Source organism: Gulosibacter hominis (assembly GCF_904842695.1).
Classification (GTDB): Bacteria; Actinomycetota; Actinomycetes; order Actinomycetales; family Microbacteriaceae; genus Gulosibacter; species Gulosibacter hominis.
Genome location: NZ_CAJGWQ010000001.1, coordinates 274514 through 287533, shown reverse-complemented (window position 1 = coordinate 287533; position 13020 = coordinate 274514). Strand labels below are relative to the sequence as shown.

Annotated in this window: 8 protein-coding genes and 1 tRNA gene; all 9 read left to right on the top strand. The window is 61.3% G+C overall.

Annotation, left to right across the window (positions count from 1 at the left end; all coding sequences use genetic code 11):
- The first annotated feature begins 56 nt into the window (after nt 1-56).
- Complete coding sequence (locus JMV54_RS01310; RefSeq protein ID WP_201517069.1) at nt 57-1442, top strand: glycine--tRNA ligase; 1386 nt, start codon at nt 57-59, stop codon at nt 1440-1442.
- A 5-nt stretch (nt 1443-1447) separates the two neighbouring features.
- Nucleotides 1448-2605 (top strand): tRNA dihydrouridine synthase DusB, encoded by a 1158-nt coding sequence (dusB, locus tag JMV54_RS01305; protein WP_230972701.1) that lies wholly within the window; start codon nt 1448-1450, stop codon nt 2603-2605.
- An 11-nt stretch (nt 2606-2616) separates the two neighbouring features.
- Entirely contained in the window at nt 2617-3891 is a 1275-nt protein-coding gene (locus JMV54_RS01300) for a deoxyguanosinetriphosphate triphosphohydrolase (RefSeq protein ID WP_420842073.1), read from the top strand.
- A 10-nt stretch (nt 3892-3901) separates the two neighbouring features.
- On the top strand, nt 3902-5791 hold the full coding sequence (gene dnaG, locus JMV54_RS01295) for a DNA primase (protein WP_201517068.1): 1890 nt from the start codon (nt 3902-3904) through the stop codon (nt 5789-5791).
- A 66-nt stretch (nt 5792-5857) separates the two neighbouring features.
- On the top strand, nt 5858-6886 hold the full coding sequence (locus JMV54_RS01290; RefSeq protein WP_201517067.1) for an ATP-binding cassette domain-containing protein: 1029 nt from the start codon (nt 5858-5860) through the stop codon (nt 6884-6886).
- A complete protein-coding gene (locus JMV54_RS01285) occupies nt 6886-7899 on the top strand; it encodes a D-isomer specific 2-hydroxyacid dehydrogenase family protein (protein WP_201517066.1) in 1014 nt (337 codons plus the stop codon). The genes JMV54_RS01290 and JMV54_RS01285 overlap by 1 nt, the downstream gene beginning before the upstream one ends.
- A gap of 18 nt (nt 7900-7917) precedes the next feature.
- The gene (locus tag JMV54_RS01280) at nt 7918-8691 is read left to right on the top strand and encodes a nitrilase-related carbon-nitrogen hydrolase (RefSeq protein ID WP_201517065.1); all 774 of its coding nucleotides are present in this window, start codon (nt 7918-7920) and stop codon (nt 8689-8691) included.
- Nucleotides 8692-8762: 71 nt separating this feature from the next.
- Nucleotides 8763-8834: transfer RNA gene (locus tag JMV54_RS01275), tRNA-Asn, on the top strand.
- Between the two features lie 384 nt (nt 8835-9218).
- Nucleotides 9219-12920: a phosphodiester glycosidase family protein gene (locus tag JMV54_RS01270; protein WP_201517064.1), complete on the top strand. Its 3702-nt coding sequence runs from the start codon at nt 9219-9221 to the stop codon at nt 12918-12920.
- Nucleotides 12921-13020: the final 100 nt, after the last annotated feature.

Here is a 13020-nt window from a genome sequence, read left to right as displayed (position 1 = left end):
GATTCCGGCACCGCATCCGGCGGCGCCCGGCCACAGCTCAGGAGAGACACCACAACATGGCGGCATCGAAACTCGACCAGATCATCGCGCTGGCAAAGCGACGCGGATTCGTGTACCAGTCGGGCGAGATTTATGGCGGATCCAGGTCGGCATGGGATTATGGCCCGCTCGGTGTCGAGCTGAAAGAAAACATCAAGCAGCAGTGGTGGCGCACCTTTGTGCGCGGCCGCGGTGACATGGTGGGCCTCGACTCGTCAATTATTTTGCCCACCGCAGTGTGGCAGGCGTCGGGTCACGTCGAAACCTTCACCGACCCGCTGGTTGAGTCGCTGCACACGCACAAGCGCTACCGCATGGACCACCTCATCGAGGCCTATGTGGCGAAGCACGGTCACGAGCCCGAAAACGGGCTTGCCGACATCCGCGACCCCGAAACCGGTCAGCCCGGTAACTGGACCGAACCGCGAAACTTCTCGGGCCTGATGAAAACCTACCTCGGCCCGGTCGACGACGAAGAGGGGCTGCACTATCTGCGCCCCGAAACAGCTCAGGGCATCTTCGTCAACTTCAACAATGTGGTGACCACCGCCCGACGCAAGCCACCGTTCGGTATTGCGCAGGTGGGGAAGTCGTTCCGCAACGAAATCACCCCCGGTAATTTCATCTTCCGTACGCGCGAGTTCGAGCAGATGGAGATCGAATATTTTGTCAAGCCCGAGGATGCATCCGCGCACTTCGATGCCTGGGTGGGGGCCTGCTGGAACTGGTTCGTAGACCTCGGCATCAATCCCGACAATATCCGCCAGTTCGACGTGCCCGAAGACGAGCGCGCCCACTACAGCGAACGCACTATCGACTTCGAATACCGCTTCGGTTTCCAAGGCAGTGAGTGGGGAGAACTGATGGGCGTCGCCAACCGCACTGACTTCGACCTTGGCTCGCACTCGAAGGCTTCGGGCACCGAGCTCGCCTACTTCGACCAGGCGGCCGGCGAACGCTACACCCCGTTCGTGATCGAACCCTCGTTCGGTCTCACCCGCTCACTGATGGCCTTCCTCATCGATTCGTACACCGAAGACGAAGCTCCCAACGCTAAGGGCGGTGTAGACAAGCGCACCGTGCTCAAACTCGACCCGCGCCTGGCGCCCGTCAAGGCGGCCGTGCTGCCGCTCTCGCGTAATGAGCAGCTCACCCCGCTGGCTCGCGAAGTGGCGCAGGAGCTGCGCACCGGCAACTGGAACATCGACTTCGATGACGCCGGTGCGATCGGTCGCCGCTACCGCCGCAATGACGAGATCGGCACCCCGTACTGTGTCACCGTCGACTTTGACTCGCTCGACGACCGCGCCGTCACCGTGCGCGAACGCGACACCATGGCGCAGGAACGGGTCGCGATTGACGAGCTGTACGGCTACCTGGCTGAGCGACTGCGGGGTTGCTAGCCACCTTGACCACCGAAACCACGGAGTTTTCAGCTCTGCCGCTGCGCATCGGGCCGCTTGAACTTGCCTCACCGGTGGTGCTCGCTCCAATGGCGGGCATCACCAATGAGGCGTTTCGACGACTGTGCCAGGAATATGGTGCGGGGTTGTACGTCACCGAAATGGTGACCACTCGAGCACTTGTCGAACGCAACCCGACCACGCTGCGACTGATCCGTCACCACCCGAGCGAAAAACTGCGCTCCATTCAGCTGTACGGTGTCGACCCCGAAACGGTGGGCCGCGCTGTCCAGCAGCTTGTGGATGAAGACCGGGTCGACCACATCGACCTCAACTTTGGCTGCCCGGTTCCAAAAGTGACCCGCAAGGGTGGCGGTTCGGCGCTGCCGTGGAAACAGGATCTATTCGAGTCGATCTGTCGTGAAGCGGTCAAACGCGCCGGCGATATCCCGGTGACGGTCAAAATTCGCAAGGGTATTGATGACGCGCACCTCACCTATCTCACGGCCGCAAAAATTGCCGAAGATAGCGGGATGCAGGCGGTCACGCTGCACGGTCGAACGCTTGTGCAGCAGTACTCGGGTAAGGCCGATTGGGATGCGATCGCCACGCTAAAACAGCACATCACCTCGATCCCGGTGCTCGGCAACGGCGATGTTTTTGAAGCCGAAGACGGTGTGCGGATGATGGCTGAAACCGGCTGCGACGGCATCATGGTTGGCCGCGGCGTGCTTGGACGGCCGTGGCTGTTTGGTGACCTGCAGGCGGCGCTGGCGGGGCGTCCCGAACGCATCCGGCCCGGCCTACTGCAGGTTGGTGCGGCGATGATCCGCCACGCCGAACTGCTGGTGGAGTTCTTCGAAGACGAGTTCCGCGGCTGCCGAGACTTCCGCAAGCATGTCGCCTGGTACTTCAAGGGCTACCCGGTTGGCGGTGAGGTGCGGCGCGAGTTTGCGCTGATTGACTCACTGGCCGAGCTGCGCGAGCTTGTCGCGCAACTGCCGGATGAACCGTGGCCGGGTAAAAGCGCCACCGGCCAGCGCGGCCGAGCCGGGCGGGCCCGTCGAGCCCACCTGCCTGAGGGCTGGCTCGACTCACCGCTGCTCGCTGATGCCGAGCGCTGCGGGCTCGCCGACGCCGAACTCGACGACTCGGGAGGGTAAGGGTGGAACGCATCCCATTGGCCGGCCCTGAAACCGGCTATGACGAACACGCTCAGGCCCGGTTTCATCCCGAACACCATGAAAACCGCCGCCGCAGCGAATTCGCTCGCGACCGGGCGCGCATCCTGCACTCTTCGGGGCTGCGGCGCCTGGCGCAAAAAACTCAGGTGCTGTCTCCCACCACGGGTCTGGATTTTGCTCGCAACCGGCTCACGCACTCGCTCGAAGTTGCGCAGGTGGGGCGCGAAATCGCCAGTTCGCTGGCACTCGACCCCGATGTAGTCGATACCGCCTGTCTGGCCCACGATATTGGGCACCCGCCATTTGGTCACAATGGTGAGCGGGCGCTTGCCGAGTGGTCGGCCGACATCGGCGGTTTTGAGGGCAACGCCCAATCGCTGCGCTTGATCGCGCGGCTAGAGCCCAAGGTGATCGTGAATGGCCGTAGTTTTGGGTTGAACCTCACCCGCGCCTGCCTTGACGCCAGCTGCAAGTACCCCTGGGACCGCGAGGCGGCTGAACGTCGCGGCACCAGCAAATTCGGGGTCTATGACGATGACCTAGAGGTGTTTACGTGGCTGCGTGCCGGCGCCCCCGCCGAACGCAAATGTATCGAGGCGCAGGTAATGGATCTCAGCGACGACATTGCCTACTCGGTGCACGACCTTGAAGACGCGGTAGTTGCCGGCTACCTACCAATTCACGAATTCGAACTTGCCGAAAACCGGGATGCGATTTTGTTCAGCGCCGAAGACTGGTCGGGCGGCAAATTCAGCGCCGACGAGCTCGGCGCGGCGCTTGACCGGCTGGTGGCGCAACCCTACTGGGTGCATCACTTTGACGGGTCGATGGTTGCCAGCGCCGCACTGAAAAACCTCACCTCGCAGCTCATTGGCCGGTTTGCGCAGGCCGCCACGAATGCGACACTCGCGGCCTATGATACCGAGGCCCGGCTGCTGCGGTATCAGGCCGATGTGGTTATTCCGCGTGAAATTGCCGCCGAAATTGCGCTGCTCAAGGGCGCGGTTGCCGGGTTCGTGATGTCGCTGCCGGTGCGGCAACCGGTGTATGCGAGACAGCGTGAACTGCTGCACGAGCTGCTCGAATCACTGTGGCGCACGGGCGAGCGGCACCTCGAGCCCGCGTTGGCTGAGGCATGGCGCGGCGCAGGCAACGATCGTGAGCGTCGGCGCGTTGTCGTTGACCAGGTGGCCTCACTCACCGACCAGTCAGCGCTGGCGCTGCACGCCGCCATTACCGGCGGCACGGTTGAAACGACCATCTAAACTGTCGCGTATGGCTCGCATCAGCAAAGCCGATATCGAGCAGGTTCGTGCCCGGACGAACATCGAGGATATTGTCGGCGACTACGTCACTCTCAAATCCGCCGGTGTTGGCTCAAAAAAGGGGCTGTGCCCGTTTCACGATGAGCGTACGCCGTCATTTCATGTGCGCCCACAGCTGGGGTTTTATCACTGCTTCGGATGCGGTGAATCGGGTGATGTCTACACCTTCCTGCAAAAGATGGACCACGTCACGTTCGTCGAGGCAGTGGAGCGGCTCGCGGGACGAATCGGCTATCAGCTGACCTATGAGGAGGGCGGGGCACCGGCCACCGACCACTCGAGCCGGGTGCGGCTGTTGGAAGCCAATGCGGCAGCCGAGCGCTTTTTTCAACGCCAGCTCGGCAGCGCCGAAGCGCAGGCCGCTCGCGATTTTTTGGGGCAGCGAGGCTTTGACCCGCAGGCTGCGACGCGGTTTGGTGTTGGCTACGCGCCCAACTCGTGGGATGCGCTCACCAAGCAGCTGCGCGGCGAGGGTTTCACAATGGATGAGCTGCGCGCAGCGGGGCTCGTTTCAACGAACGACCGCGGCTCAAGCTACGACCGCTTTCGTGGCCGGCTCGTGTGGCCCATTCGCGACACCTCGGGTAAGACGCTCGGATTTGGTGCGCGCCGGCTGCGGGAAGACGACAAGGGCCCGAAATACCTCAACACTCCCGAAACCGACATCTATCACAAGGCCCAGGTGCTGTACGGGCTCGATCTTGCCAAGCGCGATATCGCTCGCCAGCACGAGGTGGTTGTGGTTGAGGGCTATACCGATGTGATGGCCGCGCATCTGGCTGGCGTCACAACCGCGGTGGCCACGTGTGGTACGGCGTTCGGTGTCGAACACATCAAGGTTTTGCGCCGGATCATGGACGATGAATCACATCGCGGCCGGGTGATCTTTAACTTTGACCCGGATGAGGCTGGCCGTAAGGCCGCAATGCGTGCCTTTGCTGAAGAAAACCGTTTTGTGGCGCAAACATTTGTGGCGGTAGCTCCCGACGGTCTTGACCCCTGCGACCTGCGCTTGACACACGGCGAAGCCGCGGTGCGCGAGCTCATCGACGAACCGCAACCGATGTACGAGTTTGTGATCCGCCAGCAGCTGCAACGACACTCGCTGCGCACCGCCGAGGGGCGGGTGGCAGCGCTTCGTGAGGCCGCGCCGATCGTGGCGGGGATACGAGACCGCGCCCTACAACCCGAGTATGTGCGTCAACTCGCCGGCTGGCTCGGCATGGACATGCACACGGTCGAGCGCGCGGTGCGTGCCGCCGCGCGGCACACCGATCCACGCTCGAATGACCCGTACGGGGGAGCGGCCGAGCCGGGGATGGGACCCTCGGGCGAGTATGCGCTTCCCACCGTGCGCTTGCGTGATCTACCAAACGACCCGATGACGCGGCTTGAACGCGATGCGCTCGCCGCCCTGCTGCAGTATCCGCGGCTTCTTGCCGAGGCACAGATCGACGCCGTTTTGGCAGCTGATTTTTCGGATGCATCCCTACAGACCGTGCGCGACGCAATTGTTGCCACGCGCGGCAGCCTCGGCACCACCAATTGGCTGCCGCAGGTGCAGCAGGAGGTGCCGAGCACCTTTTTGCCGCTGGTGGCCGAACTCACAATGGCACCAATTCCCGCCGGTTCGGGTGAGGAGCAGCTCACCGCCTATGTGCGTTCGGTTGCGGCGGCACTTGTCGAGCGCGACCTGCTGCGCCGCAAGGCCGAGCTCATGAGTGAATTGCAGCGCACCGATATTGAACGCGAGCCGCAGCAGCACCGGCAGCTGAGCGAGCAGCTCGTGCAACTCGAGCAGCGCAAACGCGATTTGCGGGCGCTCGCCGAACAGCAATAGCGGCGGCATATGCGTGACTCGCGCACGCTGAGGATAGGCGTGGGCGCTGCCCGGTAGGGTCGATACATGGCAACTCAGGCAGCTACCGGCACGGCGATCATTGCCGATGATCTGTCGGTTTCTTATGGTCGCAAACGTGCGGATGCATCCCAGCGCGTGATTTCTGGTGTGTCTTTTGAACTGGCGCGCGGTGAAATTCTCGGCATTGTCGGCACCGCTGGCAGCGGTAAGACCGCGCTGGGGCGGGTGCTTTCCGGGCGGGGCTTGCTCGGCCGAGGTGCTGATTGGCCGTGGATTTCGGGTGGCGGGGCGCAGGTTGCGGGGATTGATTTGCGCAACCCCAGCGCTGAGGATTTGCGCCGACTGAGTCTTGATGTTGGCTATCTCGCGCAGGAATCGGGCAATGAGTTGCGTGTGGATCTCACGGTTGCGGAAAACATCGCCGAACCGATTTTGAGCCGCGACCGCAATTTTGACCGCAAGGCGCTGGGGCGGGCTGCAGCCATGCTCATTGACGCGGTAGATCTCGAGCTGGGCGTGCTCAACCGTTATCCGCACGAACTGTCACGCGGTCAACGTCAACGCGTCGCGTTCGCGCAGGCACTCATAGTTGAGCCGGCGGTGCTGATTGTCGATGAGCCCGCTCAGGGTATTGACATCATTGCGCGACCGGCGCTGTTTTCGCTGCTGGAGCGGCTCAACCGTGCCCGGGCACTGACCATGATTGTGATCAGTAATGATCTGGCCACTATTGAACGACTGACACGAAACATCCTGATCGTGGACGACGGCAGGGTGATCGCGCAGGGCGACATCGACGAGGCACTGGGTGGTTCGGCCGACGGGTATTTGCGACGGCTGCGGGATGCGCGTGAATTTTCTCGGGCACCGCTGCCGGGCCTCGTCAACAAAGAGACGGTCGCCGCGGCCGAGCGCGTGGTCGAGGGGCTTTTTGTCGAACTCAGCGCTGAGGATGAACGCGAACGTGCCGAGGAGGCCGCCCGCGATCAGCTGGTTGAAAACCGACCAGAGTTCGCCCGCTTTTTTAATACCGATGCCGAGTCGGCATCCGAATCTGAAACTGTTAAGGAGTAATGGTGACTTCAGCCACTGACGCCAAACAGCACGCTGCCCGCATCGCAGTCGCTCCCACCGTGCTGCCCGACGATCAGCGCCCCGAAGCCGGGCCGATTGCGGTGCTGCCGGTTCGCGGGCGCGAGGAAAACGAAAATGCGGCGATTACGGCGGCGGGCGGCACCGTTGCACCGCTGAGCGACGAAACGCGCGGGATCGTTTACACCTCGTATAGCAATGTCGACACGCTTATCGAAACGCTCGAGCAGTATCCGCAGATTGGCTGGGTGCAGCTGCCATTCGCCGGTATTGATGCGTATGCCAAGCGGCTTGTGCCGCATGCCCAGCGGGGTGTGATTTTTACTTCGGCAAAGGGCGCCTATTCGCAGCCGGTTGCCGAGCACGCGCTGATGATGACGCTTGCGATGCAGCGGCTGGTGGTGCAGCGGGCGCGAGCCACCGAGTGGGGTAAAAACGGTGGGCTGTCGCTGTACGGCAATAACGTTGTGGTTGTTGGTGCCGGTGGGATTGCGCTCACCTATATCGATCAGATCGCGCCATTTGGATGCACGGTAACCGTGGTGCGTCGCAGCGCCGGTGAAGTGCCCGGTGCCGACCGCACGATCACCTTTGCCGAGCTTGATGAGGTGCTGCCGGATGCGGATGTGGTGATGCTTGCCGCGCCAAACACCGACGAAACTCGCCACATGATTAACGCTGAGCGACTGCGGGCGATGAAATCGACGGCGGTGCTGGTGAACGTTGGTCGCGGGCCGCTGGTTGATAATGATGCGCTGGCTGCGGCGCTGGATGCGGGTGAGATTTATGGTGCCGGGCTTGACGTGACCGATCCCGAGCCGCTGCCTGCCGAGCATCCGCTGTGGCAGAACGTCCGCTGTTTGATCACTCCGCACACGGCTGATACTCCCGAGCAGGTTGCGCCGCTATTTGCCGAGCGCGTGCGATTGAACGTGGCAGCGTTTTTGCGCACTGGTGAGTTTGTGGGTATTGCCGACCCGGTGCGGGGCTACTAGCGATAGGGGCGCTGGTCGATGAAACAGCAGCTGAGCGTTGAAATCGTGCAGGCAGCCCCGCTGCCGGGAGCTGTTAATGACAATGTGCGGCGCGTGATCGAGCTCGTGCACGGCAGCAGCGCCGAGGTGGTGCTGCTGCCGGAGCTCTTTTTGACCGGCTATACGCTCACGAACGTCGCTGAGCTGGCGCTGCCGCGCGCGGACGCACGCCTGGCGGCAATTGCGGATGCGTGCCGCGCCGCCGGGCGCGGCACGGTGTTTGGCTATATCGAGGGCGACGGTGAGCGGGTGTTTAACTCGATGCTCGTTGTCGACGAACACGGCCGCCAGGTGGCGAGTGTGCGCAAAACCCACCTGTTCGGTGGGGAGGCCGAGGCATTCAGTGCGGGCGACCAGCTCCAACCGGTGGAAATTGGCGGACTGCGGGCCGGGATTGTGAACTGCTTCGAGCTCGAGTTTCCCGAGGTATCGCGCACACTGGCGCTGCGCGGAGCCGAGGTAATTCTCGCGGGGAGCGCCAATATGCATCCGTATTACGAAGACCATCTGCTCGCGTGTAGGGCTCGCGCGTTTGAAAACGCGCTGCCGCTGGCGTACAGCAACCGCTGCGGTGCCGAATCGGGATTCGATTTTTGTGGCGGCAGCCGTGCGGTGGCCGCTGATGGTTCGGTGCTTGCGCAGCTTGCCGACAGCGGTGAAGACTCGGTTGTGGTCGAGCTGGAGTGTGTGGATCGCAGTGCGCATCCGTCGATGCAGATCGGTCAACGGCGACCAGAGCTCTATGCCCAGTAGTGGGGTTCGACACGCCGGACGGAGGCGATTTCACTTGTCTTGCGGGGCGTGCTACTCTGGCGTAGTTGCCTTCCCCGATAGCTCAATGGCAGAGCAGCCGGCTGTTAACCGGCAGGTTGTTGGTTCGAGTCCAACTCGGGGAGCTGAACATCAAAGCAAAGTGCGGGAGCGCCACTGAAGAGGCCTCCCGCACAGTGCATTTTCCGGGCAATGTTGCCAAGCGAGTGTCGAGACGCACCTGCTCTTCTCCGGGTTGATCTGGAGTTCTTACCCGGTCGACACTTTGCTTTGGCGCGTCGTTCATTCTGTGTGTGCGTTTAATTAACACGCGATCATTAACCAAGAGGCGTCTGTGTTTTGGTCGCATCGCAGCGACTGTCCGATTATTTGGAGCCAGCATGCCCGCGAAAAGTACTGCTACTCGCTCGAACCGCAGCCGATCTTTGGTTGCATCCACCATTGCGGCATTCGCCTTGCTGCTGACGGGGGTCAGCCCAGTTCGGGCCGCGTCGACCGCTAACACCTGGATGCCTGAACAGATTGCGGGCTGGGCGACGATCACGAAAAGAACCTCAACCGCCCCGCTACAGCTCACCAATGGAGTGGAATACTCCGAAGAAATCATTGACTCGGTAGAAGGGCACCAGCCCATCAACATAGTCACCGCTGACACGAACGACCCCAACGTTGCGGTGCGAACCGTCAGCTCACATGATCGAATCATTGATCCCGAAAACGAAGCGGTTTCGTCTATGGCGAACCGCACCGGAGCGATTGCTGGCGTGAATGGCGGTTATTTCCGCATCAACGCGTCCGGACAACCGAACCTCGGCTATATCGCCGGTGGTGAAATCTGGAAGAGCCCGGCTCACGACCAGGAAGGCACCTTCTCGGTGCTTGAAGACGGCTCGATCAAGATCGGCAAACAAGAATTTTCCGGCACAATCACCGGAACTCAAGGGACACACGCGCTCGACTCAATCAACTGGATCGACCGAGCAAGCGAAGACCAAATTACGCTGATCACTCCCCGTCTCGGCGAGGTCGCCAGCACCTGGCTTGAAGGTGAGAAGACTCTCGCCGTCGGTGCCTCAACCGATGGCGGCAAGACCATCCAGATTAGCGAAGTGAAAACCGTCGCTGCACTCGACGAGCTGTCCGAGGGGACCTACGGGTTGCTCGCGGGTGGACCAGACAGCTCGGGCGCCAAGTGGTTGCACGACAACGCAGCGGCTGGTTCTAGCATCACCACAGAATCGAAAATCGCACCCAACAACGACATCGCCGATATGGTGCAGGGGCCGGGACGAATCTTGCAGGACGGTGAGGTGTTTGACGACCCTAATCATCAAATGCCGTCACTCAAAAAAGTGCATCCCGAAACCGCCGCGGGTGTTGATCGCAACGGCAAGCTCGTGCTGATCACCTTTGACGGTGGCCAGCCTGCCGACACTGCGTTGGGGGTCAACTGGAAGTACGTTGCCAACTACCTGAAATCACTCGGCATCACGGATGCAGTGTTGCTTGACGGTGGCGGATCGAGCACGATGGTTACTCGCGTGCCGGGAGACACCGAAACCACCGTTGCGAACGCCCCGGCAACCGGAGGCGGCCCCGAACGTCCAGTCTCGGACGGAATCTTCCTTTACAGCACCGCCACCGAGATCGGCTCTGCCACATCAGTACATTTGAACGGAAACGAACCGCTACAGGTGGCCGCCGGTGCCAAAGCCTCGGTGAGTGCATTTGCCGCCGATAGCAATGGCAATCCCACCGGGGACACGGTGGACGTTTCGGTTGCTCCGGAGTCACTCGGCAGCTGGGAGAACGGTACCTTCACCGCTAAGGAGGCAGGAACCGGGACCCTCACCGCCAGCGTTAACGGCATCGCACAGACGATTGACGTGGAGGTCATCAGCGACTTCGACAGCCTCGCTGTCAGTCCTGATAGTCCGCGTGTCGACAATGGCGATGAACAGCAGCTGACACTCGTCGGCATCAAGGACGGTCAGGAAGTCGCGCTGCCCGCCGGGTCGGTCGAGTGGTCGATTGACAATGCAGAGCTCGGCGAGATCAGCAAGGATGGCCGTTACGTTGCAGCGGAGGCTGGAGCAGGCGTTGTGACGGTGACTGCCGCGCTCGGCGACCAAAAAGCAGCCACACAAATCAGCTCGGGCTCAAACTACGAGACGATCTTCGTTGCGGATGACCCTGCGAAGTTCAAGACCGAGCCCAAGGACGGCGCGACGACTCAACCTGAAAGCGGGTTTGTTGCATCCGATGATGTGCCGGAAGGCTCCGACCAGTCGAGTTCGGTGAGTTTCGACTTTTCGTTCCCCAATGACCCGAAACAGCACTCGGTAACGATTTTGCCCGATGGCGACACGAGTTTTGAGGTGCCACAGCGAAACGGTATCGCGCCAACCTACGTGTACTTCACGGTAAAAATTGAAAACGATGCCGAGAATCCGCAACCGGCTTGGCTCGTAAACAATCTCGTGGATGCGAACGGTCAGGTGCAGGCTCTGTGGTCAGAAATCCGTCCTGACCAGTACAACAAGTGGATCACTATCCGCAAAAAGGTGCGCTGGGGGAAGCTGACCGAATACCCGTTGCACTTCAGCAATATTCGCTGGGTGGGACAAAACGCTAAAGAAGCGAGTTCGGGCACCTTCAAACTTGCCAAAGCCGAACTGAGTTACCCGCCGAGCGCAGCCGAGGATGACTACGAGCCCATCGCATCTGGCAACCCTGACTGGCTGCAGTACGAAAATAGTGCCGAGGCGTTCAAACCTGGCGGCACCACGTACATCATGGGTGATGACGGTCACCTGATTGCAGCTCAGCCCGAATCATCCAGCGCGGTCAACGTCGACAACATGGCCAAGCGCACCAAGGGGGAGACCTACACCAGCCAAGCGGGACAGACCGTCGAACCGCTCGCGGAAGAAGGTCGACCCGAAATCGCTGTGAGCCTCGGAGATATCTCCGACACCGGGGACGTTGAGAACCTGCAATTCGCAAAGGAGAAGTGGGAAGGCTTCGGCGTACCGCTGTATGACGTCGTCGGAAATCACGAAGTCAGCCAGGGCGCGCTTCCGGCCAACGGCAACTTCTACGACGTATTCGGCCAAGACACACACTTCAGCTTTGTTGAGGGTGACTCAACGTTTATCTCAGTTGACAGCTCGCGCGGTGGAGTGACGGCCAGCCAGAGCCAGCAGGTACCTGGCGAGTATCAGTACGACTGGTTCGTCAATGAACTCGAGTCAGCATCGACCAAGACGGTGTTTATTGCCACGCACTGGCCCGCGTACGACCCGCTCCCAAATAAATCGAACCAGTTCCAGAACCGTTGGGAAGCGCAGCAGTTCCTGCAAATCATCGATAATTACAAGCAGGCTCACCCCGACAAACGAGTAGTGGTGTTCTACGGCCATTCTCGAGGGTTCGCCAGCCAGTTCATCGATCCAATGGGGCGACCCGGAACCGCTGAAACGGGTATCCCGCAGTTCACGGTGGCAGACATTGGCACGCCACCCTACACTGCGCCAGACAAGGGCGGCTTCTACCACTTCGCTCTCTTTCACGTAAACCCGGACGGTACCGTGCAGTACACGGTTGAACCGCTGCTGCAATCGGTTGAGATCGATCAGGGAGATAAGCAGGGCCCGGTTGACGGCCGATCGACGAACACCGATCCCGAGCCGCTGCCTGTCGGCGAAACCCGTCAATACACCGCGACCGCAATCAACACAGCGGGTAAGGGCGACAATAATCCGCCGGTGATGCCCGTGCAGGCACCGCTCTCGCACGTGTGGTCGAGCTCCGACCCACAGGTTGCCACCGTTGATCCGGTTACCGGCGAGGTCACGGCCCTTGCGAAGGGCGCTACGACCATCAGCGTGACCACCGGCGGCATCACGGCCGAGATCAAGGTCGAGGTAAGCGAGCAAGACTCGTCGACCCCGCCGAGCGACGGTCAGAACCCTGGTGACAATGAGCAACCTGGAGACGATGCCACCGGCACCCCAATTCCACCAGGGGAGACAGGCGCCAGTGGCCAAGAATCCAGCAGCGCAGCAGACAACCAGGCTGACAACAACGGGCTCGCCGGTACCGGTGCTGAGGGTCAACACACCCTGATCGCGCTGACGGTGATGATCGCCGGGCTGGGGCTGTGGCTATTGATGATTCGCCGTAAGCAGGGAGCGGAAGCCGACAGTTAAAACACCCCGACTGGGCGACGTACCGACTGTTTTTCAGATCTGTGTACCGTTCAGCAGCCTGGGACCCAACGCAACAAAAACGCCGGGGCGCGGCCGAGCT